The sequence below is a fragment of the Lutibacter profundi genome (genome assembly GCF_001543325.1).
In the GTDB taxonomy this organism is placed as follows: Bacteria; Bacteroidota; Bacteroidia; order Flavobacteriales; family Flavobacteriaceae; genus Lutibacter; species Lutibacter profundi.
In genome coordinates, this window is record NZ_CP013355.1 from 2348289 (window position 1) to 2369948 (window position 21660).

Below are 21660 nucleotides of genomic sequence, written 5' to 3' on the forward strand. Positions count from 1 at the left end.
AGTTTTAAAGAAAAAAATAAAACTTAATAACCAAGTTTTAATCCCTCATTTTTAAATAAATCAAAAGCAGTTTGATAGTGAAAAATAGTTTCTTTAAGAAATAACGTATCTGTTTTTTGAAGTGTTAGCTCATTGGTTTGTTTTTCCCATCTATAAAAATTTTGATTTTTATGGTTGTTTAAAATTAGAAGTTTATCACCTTTTAGTAGTCCTAATTTTCGGTGATTTGCAATTAAAGCTCTTTCATCTTTTGGTTTCATCGTATTAATATCTTTACCAAAAAAATTAGATTTATATGTCCAATTTAAATATCCAAATAGTGTAGGAAATATATCAATTTGAGAACTTAATTTGTTTATTTCTTTAGGGGTTTCGTTTTGTAGATTGTAAATAAATGCTGGAACATGATAACTTTCTACGTTAATTTCTGATCTACCAGCACTATAAGCACAGTGGTCTGATACAATTACAAATACAGTATTTTTAAACCAAGGTTTGTTTTTTGCTTCTTTAAAAAATTTATCAAAAGCCCAATTGGTATATTTTAAGGCGCCTTCTCTATTTGTTCCTGAGGGAATATCTATCATACCATTTGGATAAGTAAAAGGTCTGTGGTTAGTGCTGGTCATTATAAAATTAAAAAAAGGTTTCTGAAGTTTATGCTGTTTGTCAGCTTCTTTTAAAACTTTATCATACAAGTCGCCATCACAAACACCCCAAGCATTTTCAAAAGTAACTTCATCGTCAGTAATTTGAATTCTTTCAGTAAGGAGTTTTTTATTTAAACGATGTTTCTTTTTTCTATCTATAATATCAAAACCATTGCTTGAAAAGAAATTATTCATATTATCAAAATGACCATCACCTCCATAAAAAAAGGTTCGAGTGTATCCTTTTTGTTTAAAAACTTCTCCAATTGTGAATAAATTATTGTTATTTTCTCGCTTAACAATACTTCTGCTTGGAGTTGGAGGAATGCAAAGTGTAATAGCTTCCATTCCTCTAATAGTTCTTGTGCCAGTTGCCTGTAAATTGGTGAAGAAAATGGATTTTTTTGCAAGTGAATCTATAGTTGGAATTATGTTCTTCTCATTTCCAAACCGTTGCATAAATTTAGCGCTAACACTTTCTAAACCTATAAAAATAACATTTGGTTTTTGTTCTTCTCCTTCATTAAAAATATATCTTTTGATGCTCTTTTTTGTATCAATTAAACTATCGTTTTTTGCAGTAACCAAATTTTTAATATTTTTATAAGTTGTGTTAGATGGTATGGTTTTGTAAAAATCATAATAATTTAATTCGTTACTGTTATATGCTGCAAAAAAAGAATAAATACCAGATTTTGTTATTTCGTTTTCATATTGATTTAAAAATTTCTCAGCTTGACTATTTTTAACGTTTAAATGAAAACCACCTAGAATTAACATCCAAAATAGCGTTGGAATTATTTTTATTGAAAATGTGTCTGAGTTATTAAAGGTATCGTAAAGTGCATTTTTTTTCTTGGCTATTTTAATGGATAAAAAAGTAGCAATAATTAGAATTCCAATAATAAATGGTAACGGATACGATTGATTAATGTTTTGGACAACTTCATAGGTATATAATAAATAATCTACAGCTATAAAATTAAATCGTTTTTGATATTCTCCCCAAAAAGTGAGTTCTGCTAAAAATGAAAATATCATAAAAAATAGCACTAAAGCATACGAGGTATTTGTAAGAATTTTATCTAGCTTACTTCCGTAAAATTTAGTTGGAAGTATAAGTAAATAGATGGAGTAGAATGTTAAAATATATGAAAGACATCCTAGGTCAAATAAAAAACCTATTCCAAAAATTTTGATAAAATTTAAGAAAGAGAAATCAATTTCTCTAAAAGACCAAAAATAAAGAGTAAGTCTAATAATAAATGCAAACATCAAAAATGTTGCAGTGAAAGCTTTTACTAAAGAAAATCGTTTGGGAAATAATATTTTTAACATGATCTCTTGTTAATGTGCTTCTAACCAGTTTTGTCCTTCGCCTAAATCAACTGTTAAAGGAACAGAAAATTCAAAAGCATGTTCCATTTCTTTAATAATGAGTGGTTTTAGAGTTGCTATTTCATCATTGTGCATATCAAAAACCAATTCATCATGAACTTGTAATAACATTTTAGATTTGTAATTTCCTTCTTTTAATAATGTATCAATTTTAATCATTGCAATTTTAATAATATCAGCGGCACTTCCTTGTATTGGTGCGTTTACGGCATTCCGTTCGTCACCCGAACGAACAATGGCATTTTGAGAATTGATATTTTTTAAATATCTGCGACGGCCTGAAATTGTTTCAACATACTCATTTTCACGAGCAAAGTCTATCTGATTTGCAATATATTGCTTTAAAGTTGGAAATGTTTTGTAATAACTATCTATTAATTCTTTAGCTTCAGCTCTAGATTTGTTTAATTGTTGTGCTAAAGTAAAAGCTCCTTGCCCATAAATTATACCAAAATTAACAGCTTTTGCATCGCTACGTTGTTCTCGGGTAACTTCGTTTAATGGTATTCCGTAAATTTTAGCGGCTGTAGAAGCATGAATATCTTCACCTCTATTGAAAGATTCTATCATACTTTTATCATTACTTAAAGAGGCTATAATTCGTAATTCAATTTGAGAGTAATCAGCTGAAACAAGGGTGTAGTTTTCGTTTCTTGGAACAAAAGCTTTTCTAACTTGTCGCCCTCGTTCTGTCCGAATAGGAATGTTTTGAAGGTTTGGATTATTAGAACTTAACCGTCCTGTTGATGCTACTGCCTGACTAAAAGTTGTGTGAATTCGTCCTGTTTTTTTATTTACGTCATTTGGTAAAGCATCAACATAGGTGTTTTTTAGTTTTACTAATCCGCGCCATTCCAATATTTCTTTTACTATTTTATGTTTCGGAGCTAATTTTGATAAAATTTCTTCGCCGGTTGCATATTGGCCTGTTTTTGTTTTTTTTGGCTTTTCAACTAATTTCAAGTGCTCAAATAAAACATCACCTAGTTGTTTTGGAGAAGCTAAGTTAAATTCAATATTGGCTTCTTTGTAAATAGTGTTTTCTAAGTTTTGTATATCTTCTATTAATTTTTCAGATAATGAATTTAAAAAATCAGCGTCAAGCCTAATTCCTTCTAATTCCATAGAAGCTAATACACGTAGCAATGGAATTTCAATATTAACATATAGTTTTTTAAGATTTAATTTGGCTATATCTTTTTCAAAAAATTGTTTTAATTGAAATGTTAAATCCGCTTTTTCAACAGTAAAATTTGCTTGTTTTTTTAACTCAATTTTGCGAATAGATAGTTGGTTTTTACCTTTTTTACCAATTAAGGACTCTAAACTGGTAGGTTTGTAATTTAAATAAGTTTCAGAAAGAACATCAAGGTTATGGCGCATATCTGGGTTTAATAAATAGTGTGCTAACATTGTGTCAAATAAATTTCCTTTTAATTTAATAGCGTAATTGTAGAGAACTTTAATACTATACTTGATGTTATGCCCTATCTTTTCAATAGTTTTATTTTCAAAGAAAGGCCTAAATTCTTCTAAAATTTCTTTTGTATTTTCTTTATCTCCTGAAAGATTAACAAAGTAACCTTTTCCTTTTTCATAAGAGAATGAAACACCTATAATATCAGCTTCAAAAGAGTTTGCTCCAATGGTTTCTATATGAAAACTTACAGATTTTTGAGTTATTAGTTTTTTAAGTAGTAGTTTTCTTGAAAATGGAGTATCAACAAATTGATAAAAATGATTAGAGTTTTCAGTGGTTTTGTAGTTTAAATTATTTTCTGAACTGTCTTCAATGTCAATAGTAGAAAATAAATCAAATTGGTGTGATGTTGCTGAGGTTTGTGATTTTTCAGTAGAAGAAGACTCTTTTTGTTGTTGAGTTTGATTTTTATGAGAAGGAAAAGACTCAAATATTTTTGGAAGGCTTTCAGCAATACGTCTAAATTCTAATTCTTTAAAAATCTCAGCTGTTTTATTAAAATCGGGATGATTTAATTCAAAATCTTTTTCGTGAAATTGAACAGGGCAGTCTAATAAAATAGTTGCCAATTGTTTAGAGAGTAATCCAAGCTCTTTGTTTGCCTCTACTTTTTCTCTCATTTTTCCTTTTAGCTCGTGTGTGTTTGCTAATAAATTCTCCATACTTCCGTATGTTTTTAAGAATTTTTTAGCAGTTTTGTCTCCAACTCCGGGTAACCCAGGAATATTATCAACAGCATCTCCCATCATTCCTAAATAATCTATTACTTGTTCGGGTCTTTCAACTTCAAATTTTTTCTGAACTTCAGGAATTCCCCAAATTTCAATACCATTTCCCATTCGTGAAGGTTTGTACATAAATATGTTTTCTGAAACTAGCTGTGCAAAATCTTTATCAGGAGTTACCATAAAAGTTTGAAAGCCTTCTTTTTCGGCTTGTTTAGAGAGGGTTCCAATTAAATCATCAGCCTCAAAGCCTTCTTTTTCAATAATTGGAATATGCATTGCCTCCAAAATTTTATGAATGTAAGGAACAGCAATTTTAATAGCTTCAGGAGTTTCTTGTCGGTTAGATTTATATTCAGGAAAGGCTTCAGAACGTATATGTGAACCTCCTTTATCAAAAGCAACGGCTAAATGATTTGGTTTTTCACGCTTAATTACATCGAGAAGTGAATTGGTAAACCCCAAAATAGCTGAAGTATCCATTCCTTTAGAGTTAATTCTAGGGTTTTTAATAAGTGCATAATAACCACGAAAGATTAGTGCATAAGCATCTAAAAGGAAAAGGCGTTTTTGAGTAGACATTAATTTTTAATATTGAAATTTAAATGAGAGTAAAAGTACTAAAATCAATTTTAACAATTGATTAATTAATTTCATTAATTGGTTTGAGACGTAAAATGTATATTTACTCAAATTAAAATTTAAATGATTCGTTGGGTACTATTTGTTGTTCTTATTTTATTTATTGATTTTTATGCTTTTCAAAGTGTAAAAATAGTTACTAAAAATAAAATTTGGCTAGTGTGCTATTGGTTAATTTCGTTAGCTGTTTTGGTTAATTTTATTATAAAATTCACAACTTTTAATAGTTCACATGGTTTTACACAATCAATAATGTTAGCATTCGGATTGTTAATTTTAATTTTGATACCAAAAATTATTGCTATTTCAGTGTTGTTTTTAGAAGATATTTTTAGAGTTTTTAAAACGATATCTTTATTTTTTACATCTAAATATCCAACTCATTTCCCTGAACGTAGAGAAGCAGTTTCTAAAATTGCTTTGGGTTTAGCAGCAATTCCTTTTGCATCTATAATTTATGGAATGACAAAAGGGAAATACAATTATCAAGTATTAAAACATACCTTATTTTTTGAAGATTTACCTGAAGCATTTGATGGCTTTAAATTAACGCATATTTCTGATATTCACAGCGGAAGTTTTGATGATGAATTAAAAATTAAATACGGAATAGATTTAATAAATAAACAAGAATCGGATGTTATTTTATTTACAGGAGACATTGTGAATAATAAAGCAGAAGAAATGGATAGTTGGATAGAAGATTTTAAAAAACTTAAAGCAAACTATGGAAAATATGCTGTGTTGGGAAATCATGATTATGGAGAGTATGTGAAATGGAAAAGTAAAAAGGAAAAAGAGCAAAATTTTCAAGCAATTAAAAATATTCACTCTAAAATTGGATTTAATTTGCTGTTAAATCACAGTGTTTATTTGGAAAAAGAAGATGCTAAAATAGCATTGATTGGAGTTGAAAATTGGGGAACGCGTTTTAAAAAAGCTGGAGATTTAGCTTTGGCATCATCAAAAATTAACAAAGAGGATTTTAAAATACTATTAAGCCATGACCCTTCACATTGGAATGCTGAGGTTAAAAACCATAAAAATAATTACCAGTTAACTTTAAGTGGTCATACTCATGGAATGCAATTTGGTATTGAAATTCCGGGATTTAAATGGAGCCCTATACAATATGTATACAAACAGTGGGCAGGTGTATATAAAGAGTTTAATAGCTATATTAATGTAAATCGTGGTTTTGGATTTTTAGCATTCCCAGGACGAGTTGGTATTTGGCCTGAAATAACCGTAATTACATTGAAAAAGAAGTAAATACTCCTTTTTTAAATTAAAATGCTACATTTGTATATAGAAATTATTGTTTTTTGAGTTTTTTATTCAAAAAAATATAAAAGATTATGACAAAGTTTGGAGAATTAATAGGTTCAAATATCCCTGTTTTAATAGATTTTTATGCAGAGTGGGAAGAAGAAGATTCTAATAATACGCATGGGTTTTTACGTGATGTTGCGGCAGCGTTAGGAGATAAAGCTAAAGTAATAAAAATTGATATTGAAAAAAACGAAATACTTGCAAATACACTTAGAATAAAAGGAAATCCTACGTTTATTATTTATAAAGATGGAGAAATGAAATGGCGTCAATCGGGTGAGCAAGATGCGAATACATTGATAAGTTTAGTTCAACAATATGTTTAACGGTTAGCTAATATTTTTAAATTCAAAGCCTTTTTGAGAGTAATATTCTAGTATTTTAGGGAGTACAAATTGCAATTTACCAGACGCTTTATTGCTGTCATGAAAAAGAATAATACTTCCATTTTCAGTATTTCTAATTACATTTTCTAAGCATTTTTCTTTTGAAACTGAGGTGTCAAAATCAGCACTTAAAACATCCCACATAATTATTCTATAACCCTGCTTTCTAATTTTTTTTGATTGTGAATACTTAAGCCTTCCGTAAGGAGGTCTAAATAGTTTTAAAAATTGTTGTTTATTTTTATGAATAGTTATTTCAGCTTTTTCAATATTATCAATATAAACCTGTGCTTCTGTTTTTGAATCGTTTAAATGGCTATAAGTGTGGTTACCAATTGAATGGTTATTTTTAATTATTTTATTGTAAACTTCATGATGTTCATCAATATTTTTTCCAACACAAAAAAAAGTGGCTTTAGCACTGTATTTTTGTAGTTGATTTAAAATCCATTCTGTAATTTCAGGTGTTGGCCCATCATCAAAAGTTAAATAAAGAGTTTTTTCTTTTTTAGAAAAACTCCAAACTCTATTTTTGAATAAAAATTTAAGTAGCTTAGGAGTTTTAACTAAATATGGTTTCATGTATTTAAATTTAATTGGTTTTATTCTTCACTTATTAAAAAATCAAATAATTTCAAGTATTCAACATATTCATCTTTAATTGAAATTGCATATTTCTCGTCATCAAACCTAATAGTAGTTTTAACAAGTTGGTCATACATTAAAAGGTTTTGTTTAATTTCATTAAAGATATTTTCAATTTCAGCTTCATCAAATTGACTGTAATATACTAAGTTTTCTTGCAATACCTTTTTTAATTCAGATATTAATTTTCGGGCTTTCTCTTTCTCATTCAATTGGTAATATAAATCTACATAAGAAATTAGCATGCTATAATGTCCAAATTTTTGAACAGGCATTTTTTCTAAGGATATATCAAGAATTTCTGTGGCTTTATCTAATTTGTTTTCTTCAAGCAGTTTTCTAGCTAAACGTTCCATGTTATTTCTATAAGAAACGGCATTTTTTCTCGTTTCAGGATCTAAATAAATAGCATCATCGGTAATGTTTCTCCAGTCCCAATTTTTCACATTTTTATACATAATAGCTGTATTTATTCTGCCCATTTCAAAGAAATTACCTTCATTAGGTGTTTTAATAGGTACTAATCTATATGCTAAACCATCTAGTTGTAAATAGTCTTTCAGCCAAATATATTCTTCATTAGCTTGTGCACCTCCAGTAAAATATATAGGTTTTTCCCAATTGTTATTTGCTAATATATCTAACATTAAAATTCGGTTCTTAGATAGTGTACTTGAAATTTCAACATCTATATACGGTACAATTAAATCGGCATCTTTTGGTGCTACAACACCATATTTTAAAACAGCTTCTTTATCTACGGGTATTCTAATTTTATTTGTTGGTAATACCTTTTCAGGTATGCCATCATCGTCTAAGTCATAATATGTAATATCTTTATTACTTTGAATCCATTTCATAAAATAACTAATGTCAACTACAGAGTCTTTCAATTGAGGGAAAATTTCTTCGAAGTAATAAGCAACATCTAAGGTTCCTAATTTGTATTGGTCATGTGTTAATTGTGAAGGAATAGGATCAGCTTTATATGTTTTTCGTTTCATTTGATCTATATACCAATCGGTTTGAAAAAGACTGGTGTTAATCAATTTCATATCGGTTCTGTAATTTTCAACTTCTTGCATATACCACAGTGGAAAAGTATCATTATCTCCAATTGTAAAGAGTATAGCATTTTCAGCACAAGAGTCTAAATATGCTTTTGCATTTAAGTGTGATGTATATCGGTTTGATCTATCGTGGTCATTCCAATTTTCAGAAGCCATTAGTACGGGTACTGCTATTAATGAAATTAAAGTAACAGATATTGCTACTATGTTTGGTTTTGCATATTTTTTTAACTTTTCAAACAAAGCCAATACACCAAAACCAACCCAAATAGCAAAAATGTAGAACGAACCTACAACGGCATAGTCTCTTTCTCTTGGTTCGAAGGGTTTTGGATTTGTGTAAAATATAATGGCTAAACCTGTGAAAGCAAAGAAAAGGAATAGTGTGTAAAAATCATTTTTATTTTTTTTAAATTGAAAAACTAGACCTATTATCCCTAAAATAAAAGGGAGAAAATAATAGGTGTTTCTACCTTTGTTATTTTTTACATCAGAAGGTAAATTAGATTGTGGTCCTAAGTGTAATTCATCAATAAATTGAATACCGCTTAACCAATTCCCATTTTGTATATCTAACTGACCCTGTTCGTCATTTTGTCTTCCAACAAAGTTCCACATAAAATAACGGGCGTACATATAACCAAATTGAAAATCAACCATAAATTTAATATTTTCAAGAAAAGTTGGTCTTCGTTTACTGTTTTGTGGTATTCCTGCTATTGCTTTGTAGTTTTTAATTACGTTGGCATCGGTACTTACCATTCTAGGAATAAAACCTTTGTGTTTACTACTCCAATTAGGTAAAGCATCTTTGTATTTATTTACAATAATATATTTACCTATTTTTTCATCTTTTTCATACTTTGGTTTATCATCTCTAGTAGGTTTGTCAGCATCAACATCTCTATTGTAAATAAGAGAATAATAAGTATCGTAAAATACATTTGCATCACCATACTGTTCACGATCGTAATATGCTAATAATTCACGTGCACTAGAAGGGTTATTTTCATTAATGGTTGTATTTGCATTGGCTCTTATAGGAAGCATTAGCCAAGAAGAAAAACCAATCATTATAAAAAGTACAGACAGTATAATTGTATTTGCACCAACCAATTGTTTTTTATGGGTGTAATTTATTCCGAAGTAAAACAAAATAATTAGTAATATACCTGCAATTATACTCCCTGAATTAAAAGGTAGTCCAATAGAATTCACAAAAAATAATTCTAAGGCACTAAAATATTTTAAAGTGAAAGGAAACAACATTTTAAACACAAACATTAAAACAAATACAGAAATTATATTTGCAATAATAAATTGCTGAACAGTTAAATTTTTATATTTTTTGTAAATGTATAAGAAAACAATTGAGGGGATTACTAATAGCGATAAGATATGAACCCCAAAAGATAATCCAACAACAAAACTAATCAGTAGTAACCATTTATTGCCTTGTGGTTTATTCATTTCAGTTTCCCAGTGTAAGCCTAGCCAAAATAATAATGCCATTAAAAAAGAAGACATTGCATATACTTCAGCTTCAACGGCGCTAAACCAAAAACTATCAGAAAAAGTGTAGGTTAAACTTCCTACAAGTCCACTCCCTAAAATGGCAATAGAGGCACTTTTAGTTAATTCAGATTTGTTTTTAAGTAATCTTTTTGCAAGAGTTGTTATGGTCCAAAACATAAATAAAATAGTAAATGCACTTGCTAAAGCTGACATAAAGTTTACCATTTTAGCAATTTCTGTCACATCAGATGTAAACATTGCAAAAAACGCACCTAACATTTGAAATAAAGGAGCTCCAGGAGGATGTCCAACCTCAAGTTTTATAGCGGTAGAAATATACTCTCCACAATCCCAGTAGCTAACAGTAGGCTCTAGTGTTAGTGAGTATGTTATTAAAGCTACAGTAAAAGCAACCCAGCCAAGAATGGCGTTCCATTTAGAAAAATTGAATGAATTCATAAAAAAAAATTATCGAAGCGAATTTAGTAAAATAAACTTTAATATTGGAAGTAAGAACGTTCTATGGGGTTAAGAAAGTATTAAAGTGTTGTTAAAAGTGATTTTTCTAAAAAAAATTAGAAATTATTTGTCAAATTAAAACTTTGGCTTAAATTTGCACCCTCAAAATGACCCATGGTGTAATGGTAGCACTCCGGTTTTTGGTATCGTCAGTCAAGGTTCGAATCCTTGTGGGTCAACAAAAAAGCTTTAACGTAATAGTTGAAGCTTTTTTTATTTTATTCTATAGGTTTTTTATACTTTAAAAGTAACTACAGGTAATTTAGCATGGTTTGCTAAATCTTCTCCAATACTTCCTGTAAATAAATGAGCCAATCCACGTCTTCCACTAGTGTTTAACAAAATTACATCAGCATCAATAACTGTGGCAAAGTTGAGAATACCTGCTTCAATAGAAACATCATTATAAATGTTTAAAGTATACTCGCCTAAATCATACCCATTGATATAATTTCTAATAGCATCACTAGATTCTTTTGTGGTTTCAAAATTGTGAATAGTATTAATTTTAAGCAAATGCAATCGTGCATTAAAAAGAGAGGAAAAATCTAATATTTTTTGGAATGTTGTTTTACTTTTTTGATGAAAATTAGAGGCGAAAACAATATTTTCAATTTTAAAATTATCAACTTCTTGTTTAATAACAAGTACGGGTACATCAGAGTTTCTTACAACTTTTTCAGTATTTGAACCAACTAACATTTCTTCAAGCCCTGAAGTTCCTTTTGAACCCATTACTATTAAATCTATATTTTGTTTTTTACTTTCGTCAATTATACCATCATAAGCTTTGTGAAACTGCACAGAATCTTCAACTTCAATTCCTTCAAAAAAAGGCAATTTTTTAAAATCTTCAAACTTTTCATGAGCCCTTTTTAAAAATAGTAGAGTAGTAGGTGTATTGCTTGAATTTCCAAAGTTAGAAGGGTCTACAACCCCAGTTGGTAATTCTAACATGTGTAATAAAAATATTTTTGAATTTGTTAATTTAGCAATGTCTGAAGCAACTTTTGCTGCGTATTTTGCTTGATTTGAGAAATCTACAGGGACTAAGATATTTTTCATAAAAATTCGTGGTAAAGATTAATATGCCGAATGTAAAGTTAATAATTTTAAATTAAAAAGAAGAATGATTTTTTATCAATTAAAAAATTGTTACTATATTTGCACAGAATTTGAATAAAATAGAAGGATAGGAGGGGACGGTAAGTCCCCTCTTTTTATACTGATTATGGATACAAAAAAAGTTAAAAATTTATTAAAGAATGCTCTAGAACAAAATACTGACCTTTTTTTAATAGAATTAAAATTTTTAGCCGATAATAAGATTTATGTTGAGGTTGATGGAGATAAAGGCGTATCATTGAAAGAATGTATTAGAATTAGTAGAGAAATTGAACATAATTTAGATAGAGAAGAGGAAGATTTCTCATTAGAAGTTACCTCTCCAGATGTAGCTAACCCTCTAAGAGTTAAGAGGCAGTATGTGAAAAACATTAACCGTACGCTAGATGTAAAATTACAAGATAATACTACGGTTCAAGGCGTACTTAAAAATGTAACAGAAAATGAAATTGAATTAGAATGGAAGGCAAGAGAACCAAAACCAATAGGAAAAGGAAAAATAACTGTAGTTAAAAATGCGATTATACAGTTTGAAGATATTTTAGAAGCAAAAGTGAAAATAATATTTTAATTTAGAGAATGCATGGAAAATTTAGCATTAATAGAATCATTTTCAGAGTTTAAAGGAGATAAAAATATAGATAGAGTAACGCTAATGGCAATACTTGAAGAAGTATTTAGAGCTGCTTTAAAGAGAAAATTTGGATCTGATGATAACTTTGATATAATTATAAACCCAGATAAAGGAGATTTAGAAATTTGGAGAAATAGAGTTGTGGTAGCCGATGGAGAAGTTGAAGACCCTAATGAAGAAATTGAACTTTCAGAAGCGCAAAAAATAGAACCAGATTTTGAAATAGGAGAAGATGTATCAGAAGAAGTAAAGTTGGTTGACCTTGGAAGAAGGGCTATTTTAGCTTTGCGCCAAAACCTTATTTCAAAAATTTATGAGCATGATAGCACAAACACCTTCAAACACTTTAAAGAATTAGAAGGAGATATTTATAGTGCAGAGGTTCACCATATTCGTCATAATGCTATTATTCTATTGGATGATGATGGGAATGAGATTGTATTGCCTAAAAGTGAGCAAATACGTTCAGATTACTTTAGAAAAGGAGAATCAGTAAGAGGTATTATTAAAACGGTAGAACTACGTGGTAACAAACCTGTAATAATTTTATCGAGAACAGCTCCTGAATTTTTAGTCAAATTATTTGAACAAGAAATTCCAGAGGTTTTTGATGGTTTGATTACTATTGAAGGTGTTGCAAGAATACCTGGAGAAAAAGCAAAGGTGGCTGTAGATTCATATGATGATAGAATAGATCCTGTTGGAGCTTGTGTTGGAATGAAAGGGTCTCGTATCCATGGGATTGTTAGAGAATTAGGAAATGAAAATATTGACGTACTTAACTACACAAAAAACACACAGTTGTATATTGCAAGAGCTTTAAGCCCTGCAAAAGTAGTTTCTATGAAAATTCATGAAGAAGAAGGAAGAGCTGATGGTAAAAAAGGACGAGTTGATGTATTTTTATTGCCAGAAGAAGTTTCTAAAGCAATTGGTAAAAACGGTGTTAATATTCGTTTAGCATCACAATTAACAGGGTATGATTTAGATGTTCAAAGAGAAGGCGTTGAGGCCGAAGATGATGTTGAATTAACAGAATTCTCTGATGAAATAGAAGCTTGGGTAATTAAAGAGTTTAATAAAATTGGATTAGATACCGCTCGAAGTGTATTAGAAAAAGATGTAAAGGAACTGTTAAAAAGAACTGATTTAGAAGAGGAAACTATTCTAGAAGTTCAAAAAATATTAAGAGAAGAATTTGAAGATTAATTTCAGATAATTCAAGAATAATTGGCTAAAAAATAACCATATGGCTGACAACAAAAAATTGAGACTAAATAAAGTATTACGAGAATTGAATATTTCGTTAGATAGAGCTGTTGAGCACTTAGCTAGCAAAGGCTTTGAAATTGAAGCAAGACCTACAACAAAAATATCTAATGAAGAGTACGAAATACTATTAGATGGTTTTCAAACTGATAGAAGTAAAAAAGTAGCTTCAAAAGAAGTTAGTGAAGAAAAAAGAAAAGAGAAAGAGGCTCTTAGGATAGCTGCTGAAGAAAAAATGGAAAGACAGCGCCTTGAAGAAGAAGCTAAAAAAGTTGTTGTTAAAGCCAAAGCTGAAAAACTTGAAGTTAAAACTATTGGTAAAATTAATATTGAACCAAAAGAGGAACCCAAAAAAGAAGAAACAAAGAAAGAACAAGAAATAGAAAATAAGCCTAAAGTTGGGTCGAAACCTAAAGTTGAGCCAAAAGAAGAGTTAAAGCCAAAAAACAAGTTAGTAGAAAAAGAGCCAATTAAAGAAGTTAAAAAAGAAAAAGAAGAAATAAAGGTAGAAATACAAAAAAAAGAAGTTGAAAAAGTTGAACCAAAAATTACTGCCGAAAAAGTAGTAGGTAAGGTAGATGAACAAAAAAAGTCACTTAAAACAAGTAGTAAAGAAACTAAAATTGAAGAGACTAAGAAAGGCGATAATACTGAAACCATGTCATCTCAAAAAATTACAACGAACTATAAGAAGTTACATGGGCCAAAAATCACAGGTAAAACAATTGATTTAAAGCAGTTTGAAAAACCTAAAAAGAAAAAAACTGAACCTGTAGTAAAAAAAGGAACAACTGACACTAATAAAAAGAAAAGAAGACGTATAGTTAAAAAAGCACCCGCATACAATGGTAAAAAACCAGGTTCACCTGGACAAAATAGACCAGGGGCTAGAGGAGCTCAACGCCGTCCTGTAGGAGCTAGAAAACAAATAATAAAAGAAGAACCTTCAGAAGCGGACGTTCAAAAACAAGTTAGAGAAACTTTAGAAAAACTACAAGGTAAATCTAAAAAAGGAAAAGGAGCAAAATATAGGAGAGATAAAAGAGAGCAACACCGTCAACAATCTGATATAGACCAAGAATTGCAAGCAATTGAAAGTAAAGTGCTAAAAGTAACCGAGTTTGTTACAGTTAGTGAAATTGCAACCATGATGAATATTCCTGTTACTGATATTATTTCCGCTTGTATGTCTCTAGGTATGATGGTAACAATGAACCAACGTTTAGATGCTGAAACGTTAACTATTGTAGCTGAAGAATTTGATTATACGTTAGATTTTGTAGGTGCAGAAGTTGAAGAAGCTATTGAAGAACACAAAGATACTGAAGAAGAATTAGAGCAAAGAGCACCAGTTATTACAATAATGGGGCATGTTGACCATGGAAAAACGTCATTACTAGATTTTATACGTGAAGAAAATGTAATAGCAGGAGAATCAGGAGGTATAACCCAACATATTGGAGCCTACGGTGTTGAATTAAAAAATGGACAAAAAATAGCTTTTTTAGATACGCCAGGTCACGAAGCTTTTACGGCAATGCGTGCTCGTGGAGGACAAGTTGCTGATATAGTTGTTATTGTAATTGCAGCTGACGATGATGTGATGCCACAAACAAAGGAGGCAATAAGTCATGCACAGGCAGCAGGTGTACCAATTGTATTTGCAATAAATAAAATTGACAAACCAAGTGCCAATCCCGATAAAGTTAAAGAACAGCTTTCAGCCATGAATTTGTTAGTTGAAGATTGGGGAGGAAAAATTCAATCACATAATATTTCAGCAAAAACCGGCGAAGGTATAGACGAATTACTTGAAAAAGTACTTTTAGAAGCAGAAATGTTAGATTTAAAAGCGAACCCAAATAAACATGCAGTTGGTACTGTTGTTGAAGCTTTGTTAGATAAAGGGCGTGGATATGTATCAACAATCTTAGTACAAGAAGGAACTTTAAAAATAGGTGATTTTATGCTTGCAGGTAAACATAGTGGAAAAATTAAAGCTATGTTTGATGAAAGGGGTAATAGTATGAAGGAAGCAGGTCCCTCAACACCAGTTTCAATTCTAGGTTTAGATGGAGCACCACAAGCAGGAGATAAGTTTCATATTTTTGAAGATGAAAAAGAAGCTAAGCAAATAGCTTCTAAACGTTCGCAATTACAACGAGAACAATCGGTTAGAACACAACGTCACATCACTTTAGATGAAATAGGACGTAGAATAGCGTTAGGAGAATTTAAAGAGTTAAATATTATTTTAAAAGGAGATGTTGATGGTTCTGTTGAGGCTTTAACAGATTCTTTCCAAAAACTTTCAACTGATGAAATCCAAGTAAATATTATTCATAAAGGTGTTGGAGCTATTACAGAATCAGACGTGTTATTAGCTTCCGCTTCAGAAGCAATTATTGTTGGATTTAATGTGAGACCTTCTGGTAATGCACGTACTTTAGCTGACAATGAAGAAATTGATATTAGAACGTATTCGATTATTTATGATGCCATTAACGATTTGAGGGATGCAATGGAAGGAATGTTATCTGCTGAAATTAAAGAGGAAGTAACAGGGAATGTTGAAATAAGAGAAGTGTATAAAATTTCAAAAGTTGGTAATATTGCCGGTTGTATGGTGATAAGTGGTAAAATATTTAGAAACTCTAAAATTAGAATTTTAAGAGATAATGTTGTTATACACTCAGGAGAATTATCATCATTAAAACGTTTTAAAGATGATGTTAAAGAAGTAGCTAAAGGATATGACTGTGGTTTGCAAATTAAAAACTATAATAATATTGAGGTGGGAGATGTTATTGAAGCTTACCAAGAAATTGAAGTTAAGAAAAAACTAAAAAGAAACTAGTTTATATAAATAAAGAGGCTGTCTGAAAGGCAATTATACTTGTCATTTTGAACAAAGTGAAAAATCTCAACATCTTGATATATAAGTATTTAATTTCAAGGAGATTCTTCATTTACATTCAGAATGACACTTTTTAGACAGCCTCTTTTTTATATTAAATTTTATCTTCCAAAACAATTGCTCCAGAATAGTTTTCTTTAATAACAAGTAAAACTCTATCAGCTTCTAAACGTGTAGTAAAATTACCAACTTGCGTTTTCCATTCAGGAGACTTATAAATAATTTTCACCTTATATTCAGGAAACGAATTACTAAAATTACGTTTTATTTTATAAGCTTGAGTCTCATTACCATTGTAAAGTTGTATTTTATATACTATTGAATTTTTATTCTTTTTATTAAATTCCTTTTTTTGCTTTATTAAATTATTAATATTCTGACTTTCGCCTTGCGCGTAAGAATTAGTTATGTTTAAAAAAAAGGTCATAAAACCTAAAAGCATCAATTTTTTAATGAAATCATTCATAATTATTTTATTTTTTTCAAATTTATTGTTTTTCTTTTAATGGAGGAATTAGTATTGTTATTTAGAACGAATATAAATTACTGTTAACACAATTATAACATTTTGATGTTTATATATAAATGTTACTTTTGTCAAATCCTTTAAAAATGATTTAAGTCATCAGTTTTTAAATGAAAATATTGTACCAAACAAGAGAAAAATATTTTTTTTAAGTATGAAAAGTGTTAAATTACACAGACAATTATCAAGATTAGTAATCAATAGTCTTGTTTTCCTTTTATTATTTTCACTTAATTTATCGGCTCAAGAAGGCGATGTAGCAAATGGGGAAAAACTCTTCAAGTCTACATGTGCAGCTTGCCATAGGTTAGATAAAAAATTAGTTGGCCCTGCTTTAAAGGGAATTACTGATAAAAGAGAGCAAGATTGGTTAATTTCTTGGATTAAAGATAGTCCAGGAATGATTAAATCAGGAGATAAATTAGCAATTCAGGTTTTTGAAGAAAACAATAAATTGCCAATGACGCCAAACCCTCAATTATCTGACCAAGATATTATTGATATTTTAGCGTATACAAAAGGTGAGCCTGCAGCTCCTAAAGCGGAATTAGTATCTCAAGAAATTGATCCTGCTGTTGAAAGAGGGAAAAAAGTTTTTAAAACCAACTGTGTAGCATGCCATAAGTTAGATAAAAAACTAATTGGTCCAGCTCTTTTCAAAATTGGAGAAAAGCGTGAGGCAGAATGGTTAAAGTTGTGGATTAAAGATAACGCAGCTCTAGTTGCATCTGGAGATAAGCTAGCAAAAGAAGTAGCTAACAGTACCCCAATTGCAATGACTGCTTTTCCTCAGTTATCTGATCAAGACATTGAAGATTTATTAAAATACTTTGAAGTTGGTGATGTTAAAAAAGTAACAGCTAATGCTACTTCAACTTCAGTAGATAATCAAGAAATATTTAACAATCCAAGAACAGGCGTTTGGACCTCATTAGGTTTAACAATTTTAGCGTTTATATTGCTTTCATTAATTGTAGCTGCTACAACAAATAAAAAGGTTATAGAAGGTGAAGAGAAGGAAGATAGTATGCTAAAAAGCATGTTTTTGAGTCCTTTCTTACGTTTTCTAGCATTGGTATTCTTTTTATTAGGTGGGGCATACTTAACTTTTGGTTATTTTATGCAGGTAGGTGTAGATACGGGTTATCAGCCAATTCAACCTATAGCATTTTCACATGCTGTACACGCTGGAGATAATAAAATAGATTGTCAATATTGTCACTCTTCAGCAAAAAACAGTAAAACTTCAGGTATTCCATCTGTAAATGTGTGTATGAATTGTCATAAATCTATATCAGAATATAATGGTGAATTATTTGGAGAATATTCCAAAGCAGATTTGGATGGTGAAATTCAAAAAATATATGATGCAGTTGGTTGGGATAAAGAAAACCTCCAATACATTGAAGATTATGAACAAAAACCTATTGAATGGGTTCGTATTCATAATTTAGCAGATTTCGCATATTATAACCATTCTCAGCATGTAAATGTAGCAGGACTTAAGTGCCAAAAATGTCATGGGCCTGTGGAAGAAATGCACGAGGTAAAACAATTCTCAAAATTAACAATGGGATGGTGTATTAATTGTCACAAAACAACTGAAGTTGATATGAAGAATAATGATTATTATAAAAATATTCATGAACAATTATCAAAAAAATACGGTATAGAAAAAGTGACAGTAGCTCAAATGGGTGGACAAGAATGTGGAAAATGTCACTATTAATAAAAAAATATAGAAAATAAGTATATAAACAATGGCATCAAATAAGAAATATTGGAGAAGCGTTGAAGAACTTAAATCAGATAGACCTATTGTTGAAAGTTTAATGCAAAAAGAATTTGTGGAAGAATTACCTACAGATGCATTTTTGGGTGATAAAGAAAATTTATCTCAATCTTCAACAACTCGACGCGATTTTCTAAAATATGTTGGTTTCTCAACTGCAGCTGTTTCACTAGCAGCCTGTGAAGGGCCAGTAATAAAATCGATTCCTTATATTGTTAAACCAGATAATATAGTTCCTGGAGTAGCTAATTATTATGCTTCAACAATGGCTGAAGGAGGAGATTTTGCGAATATTTTAGTAAAAGTTAGAGAAGGAAGGCCAATTAAAATAGAGCCAAATAAAATGGCTGGAAACTGGGGGGTAACTTCAGCAAGAGTTCAGGCATCAGTTTTATCTTTATATGATAATAATAGATTAAGAGGTCCTTTAGATAAAGGAGAACCAACAAATTGGGATTCTCTAGATAAAAAAGTTATTGAAACTTTAAACACGCTGAAAAGTAACAATGAAAAAATTGTTATTTTAACAGGAACTACAGCAAGCCCTTCATCAAATAAAGTAATTGAAGATTTTACAAAATTTTATAGTAATGTTTCACATGTTGTATATGACGCATTATCTGAAAGTGCAGCATTAGACGCCTTTGAAAGTATGTACGGTGTTAGAGCTTTGCCAAATTATAAATTTGAAAAGGCTGATGTAATTGTTTCTGTTGGAGCTGATTTCTTAGGAGATTGGCAGGGAGGCCAATATAGTGCCGCATATGCTAAGGGTAGAGTTCCTTCAAAAGGAAAAATGTCAAAGCTTATACAGTTTGAATCTAATTTATCACTTACAGGAGCAAATGCAGATGTTCGTGTACCGGTAAAACCTTCAGAACAAGTTTACGCATTAGTTAATTTGTACAATTATGTAACAGGAAATAATTTTTATTCAAAAGAAACTCCTGTAGATGAAGCTATAAAAAAAGCGGCAGACCAACTTAAAAAATCTGGAAATAAAGCTGTTGTAGTTACAGGAATTCAAGATAAAAATGCACAGCTAATCGTAAATGCATTGAATGAGTATTTACAATCTGAAGCATTTGATATTACTACTCCTCGTTATGTAAAAGGAGGAAACGATGCAGATGTTAATAACTTGATTTCTGAAATGCAAGCTGGAAAAGTAGGAGCTTTGTTGGTTTATAACACAAACCCTTCTTATTCTCTGCCAAATGCAACAAAATTTAACGAAGCATTAAAAAAAGTTAAACTATCAGTTAGCTTTGGTATGTCAGCTGATGAAACAGCTAATAAAACTCAGTTTGTTGCTACAACACCACATTATTTAGAATCTTGGGGCGATGCGCATTTTCAAGTAGGAAACTACAGTTTAATGCAACCAACAATACAGCATTTGTTTGATACGCGTCAGTTTGAAGATAGTCTATTAACTTGGATGCAAGAAAATAAAAACTACTATCAATTCATAAAAGAAAATTGGGCCGCAACTATTTTAGATGGCGAATCGTGGAATAAAGTATTGCATGATGGTATTTATTCAAAAGAAGAAGAAATTTCGGTTGCTAAAAGTGAGGTAGATATGGCAAGTTCAGTAGCTACTTTACTAAGTAATACGAAACCTGCTGATTTTGAATTAAATTTATATGCTAAAATTGGTTTAGGAGATGGAAAACAAGCTAATAACCCTTGGTTACAAGAATTACCAGACCCAATAACAAGAACAAGTTGGGATAATTATATGACGATTTCTGCTGCTGATGCTGAAAAATTAGAGTTAGAAAATTGGACGGTTAGCGATGGAGCATTAAACGGAAGTTTGGTAAACCTTAAAGTTGGTGATTCAACCATACAAAATGTACCGGTATTAATTCAACCAGGACAAGCAAAAGGAAGTATAGGCTTGGCAGTTGGTTATGGTAGAGAAGCAGGAATGCAACTAGAAATGATGACTGGTGTAAATGCATATTCATTGATGCAAGGTTTCAATACATTCCAACCAGTTACAATTGAAAAAGTTGATGGTGAACATGAATTTGCCTGTGTGCAATTGCAACACACCATTATGGGGCGTGATGAAATTATTAGAGAAACAACTTTAGAGGATTATATTAATAAACCAAAAGATGATTGGAATAAAACACCTGAATTTTCATTAAACCATGTAGAGGTACCAGCTGAACGTGTAGATTTATGGGAAAAATTTGATGATACAATTGGTCATCACTTTAATTTATCCATAGATTTAGCCACTTGTACTGGTTGTGCAGCTTGTATAGTTGCTTGTCATGCAGAAAATAATGTGCCAGTTGTTGGGAAACACGAAATAAGAGTAAGTAGAGACATGCATTGGTTACGTATTGACAGGTATTACACCTCAGATATGACTAATGAAAAAGCAAAAGAAGAAGGAATTTTTGGTACAGGAAAAATGTTTAATACAATGACAATTCCTCAAGAAAATCCTCAAGTAGCTTTTCAGCCTGTGATGTGTCAACATTGTAATCATGCACCTTGTGAAACTGTTTGCCCTGTGGCAGCAACTTCACATGGCCGACAAGGTCAAAATCACATGGCATATAACCGTTGTATAGGTACCAGATATTGTGCAAATAACTGCCCTTACAAAGTTAGACGCTTTAACTGGTTTAAGTACCCAGACAATAATGAGTTTGATTTCAACATGAACAACGATTTAGGAAAAATGGTATTAAACCCAGATGTTGTAGTACGTTCAAGAGGAGTAATGGAAAAATGTTCAATGTGTTTACAAAAAACACAATTAACTATTTTGAATGCAAAGAAAGAAGGGCGTCCTATTGTTGATGGTGAATTCCAAACTGCTTGTTCAAGTTCTTGTCCAACAGGCTCCATGGTTTTTGGAGATGTTAATGATAAGGAAAGTGAAGTTGCTCAATTAGCAAAAGATGATAGAACTTTCCATTTACTTGGAGAAATAGGTACAAAACCAAATGTTATGTACCATTTAAAAGTTAGAAATATAGAAGAATCATAAATCAAAGATAGATATT

The 21660-nt window shown here is 30.5% G+C and carries 13 protein-coding genes and 1 tRNA gene; 8 read left to right on the plus strand and 6 right to left on the minus strand.

The window, feature by feature from the left end:
* Positions 1-23: 23 nt before the first annotated feature.
* Together Lupro_RS10415 and polA are read right to left on the minus strand one after the other, a co-directional pair.
* Complete coding sequence (locus Lupro_RS10415; protein WP_068209799.1) at positions 24-1988, minus strand: LTA synthase family protein; 1965 nt, start codon at positions 1986-1988, stop codon at positions 24-26.
* A gap of 9 nt (positions 1989-1997) precedes the next feature.
* On the minus strand, positions 1998-4835 hold the full coding sequence (gene polA, locus Lupro_RS10420) for a DNA polymerase I (protein WP_068209803.1): 2838 nt from the start codon (positions 4833-4835) through the stop codon (positions 1998-2000).
* A 123-nt stretch (positions 4836-4958) separates the two neighbouring features.
* On the opposite strand from polA, the gene Lupro_RS10425 reads away from it, so the two are divergent.
* Positions 4959-6167, plus strand: coding sequence for a metallophosphoesterase (locus Lupro_RS10425; RefSeq protein WP_068209806.1), 1209 nt, complete (start codon positions 4959-4961; stop codon positions 6165-6167).
* An 86-nt stretch (positions 6168-6253) separates the two neighbouring features.
* The gene (locus Lupro_RS10430) at positions 6254-6553 is read left to right on the plus strand and encodes a thioredoxin family protein (RefSeq protein WP_068209809.1); all 300 of its coding nucleotides are present in this window, start codon (positions 6254-6256) and stop codon (positions 6551-6553) included.
* A gap of 3 nt (positions 6554-6556) precedes the next feature.
* Here Lupro_RS10430 and Lupro_RS10435 read toward each other — a convergent pair whose 3' ends face one another.
* Together Lupro_RS10435 and Lupro_RS10440 are read right to left on the minus strand one after the other, a co-directional pair.
* Positions 6557-7195 carry a polysaccharide deacetylase family protein gene (locus Lupro_RS10435; protein WP_068209812.1) on the minus strand — a complete coding sequence of 213 codons (639 nt, stop codon included), beginning with the start codon at positions 7193-7195 and terminating at the stop codon, positions 6557-6559.
* Positions 7196-7215: 20 nt separating this feature from the next.
* Positions 7216-10302: a glycosyltransferase family 117 protein gene (locus tag Lupro_RS10440; RefSeq protein ID WP_068209815.1), complete on the minus strand. Its 3087-nt coding sequence runs from the start codon at positions 10300-10302 to the stop codon at positions 7216-7218.
* Between the two features lie 168 nt (positions 10303-10470).
* Between Lupro_RS10440 and Lupro_RS10445 the strand changes: the two genes are divergently transcribed.
* A tRNA-Gln gene (locus tag Lupro_RS10445) sits at positions 10471-10541 on the plus strand.
* A gap of 55 nt (positions 10542-10596) precedes the next feature.
* On the opposite strand, the gene Lupro_RS10450 is transcribed toward Lupro_RS10445, so the two are convergent.
* A complete protein-coding gene (locus Lupro_RS10450; RefSeq protein ID WP_068209818.1) occupies positions 10597-11427 on the minus strand; it encodes a universal stress protein in 831 nt (276 codons plus the stop codon).
* Positions 11428-11593: 166 nt separating this feature from the next.
* Here Lupro_RS10450 and rimP point away from each other — a divergent pair, with 166 nt between their 5' ends.
* The 3 genes from rimP to infB are packed head-to-tail and all read left to right on the plus strand — an operon-like array spanning position 11594 to position 16247.
* Entirely contained in the window at positions 11594-12058 is a 465-nt protein-coding gene (gene rimP / locus Lupro_RS10455; RefSeq protein ID WP_068209821.1) for a ribosome assembly cofactor RimP, read from the plus strand.
* A gap of 12 nt (positions 12059-12070) precedes the next feature.
* Positions 12071-13330, plus strand: a complete 1260-nt coding sequence (gene nusA, locus Lupro_RS10460; RefSeq protein WP_068209824.1) for a transcription termination factor NusA — start codon at positions 12071-12073, stop codon at positions 13328-13330.
* A 40-nt stretch (positions 13331-13370) separates the two neighbouring features.
* Positions 13371-16247, plus strand: a complete 2877-nt coding sequence (gene infB / locus Lupro_RS10465; protein ID WP_068209828.1) for a translation initiation factor IF-2 — start codon at positions 13371-13373, stop codon at positions 16245-16247.
* A 154-nt stretch (positions 16248-16401) separates the two neighbouring features.
* On the opposite strand, the gene Lupro_RS10470 is transcribed toward infB, so the two are convergent.
* Positions 16402-16773: an SPOR domain-containing protein gene (locus Lupro_RS10470; RefSeq protein ID WP_068209831.1), complete on the minus strand. Its 372-nt coding sequence runs from the start codon at positions 16771-16773 to the stop codon at positions 16402-16404.
* 214 nt (positions 16774-16987) lie between these two features.
* Here Lupro_RS10470 and Lupro_RS10475 point away from each other — a divergent pair, with 214 nt between their 5' ends.
* On the plus strand, positions 16988-18562 hold the full coding sequence (locus Lupro_RS10475) for a c-type cytochrome (RefSeq protein ID WP_082703898.1): 1575 nt from the start codon (positions 16988-16990) through the stop codon (positions 18560-18562).
* A gap of 31 nt (positions 18563-18593) precedes the next feature.
* Entirely contained in the window at positions 18594-21644 is a 3051-nt protein-coding gene (locus Lupro_RS10480) for a TAT-variant-translocated molybdopterin oxidoreductase (protein WP_068209834.1), read from the plus strand.
* Positions 21645-21660: the final 16 nt, after the last annotated feature.

Coding starts and splice junctions, on each gene's coding strand:
- nusA (WP_068209824.1), top strand. CDS start 12,071: ATGGAAAATTTAGCATTAATAGAATCATTTTCAGAGTTTAAAGGAGAT.
- Lupro_RS10450 (WP_068209818.1), bottom strand. CDS start 11,427: ATGAAAAATATCTTAGTCCCTGTAGATTTCTCAAATCAAGCAAAATAC.
- Lupro_RS10440 (WP_068209815.1), bottom strand. CDS start 10,302: ATGAATTCATTCAATTTTTCTAAATGGAACGCCATTCTTGGCTGGGTT.
- infB (WP_068209828.1), top strand. CDS start 13,371: ATGGCTGACAACAAAAAATTGAGACTAAATAAAGTATTACGAGAATTG.
- Lupro_RS10435 (WP_068209812.1), bottom strand. CDS start 7,195: ATGAAACCATATTTAGTTAAAACTCCTAAGCTACTTAAATTTTTATTC.
- Lupro_RS10430 (WP_068209809.1), top strand. CDS start 6,254: ATGACAAAGTTTGGAGAATTAATAGGTTCAAATATCCCTGTTTTAATA.
- rimP (WP_068209821.1), top strand. CDS start 11,594: ATGGATACAAAAAAAGTTAAAAATTTATTAAAGAATGCTCTAGAACAA.
- Lupro_RS10475 (WP_082703898.1), top strand. CDS start 16,988: ATGAAAAGTGTTAAATTACACAGACAATTATCAAGATTAGTAATCAAT.
- polA (WP_068209803.1), bottom strand. CDS start 4,835: ATGTCTACTCAAAAACGCCTTTTCCTTTTAGATGCTTATGCACTAATC.
- Lupro_RS10425 (WP_068209806.1), top strand. CDS start 4,959: ATGATTCGTTGGGTACTATTTGTTGTTCTTATTTTATTTATTGATTTT.
- Lupro_RS10480 (WP_068209834.1), top strand. CDS start 18,594: ATGGCATCAAATAAGAAATATTGGAGAAGCGTTGAAGAACTTAAATCA.
- Lupro_RS10415 (WP_068209799.1), bottom strand. CDS start 1,988: ATGTTAAAAATATTATTTCCCAAACGATTTTCTTTAGTAAAAGCTTTC.
- Lupro_RS10470 (WP_068209831.1), bottom strand. CDS start 16,773: ATGAATGATTTCATTAAAAAATTGATGCTTTTAGGTTTTATGACCTTT.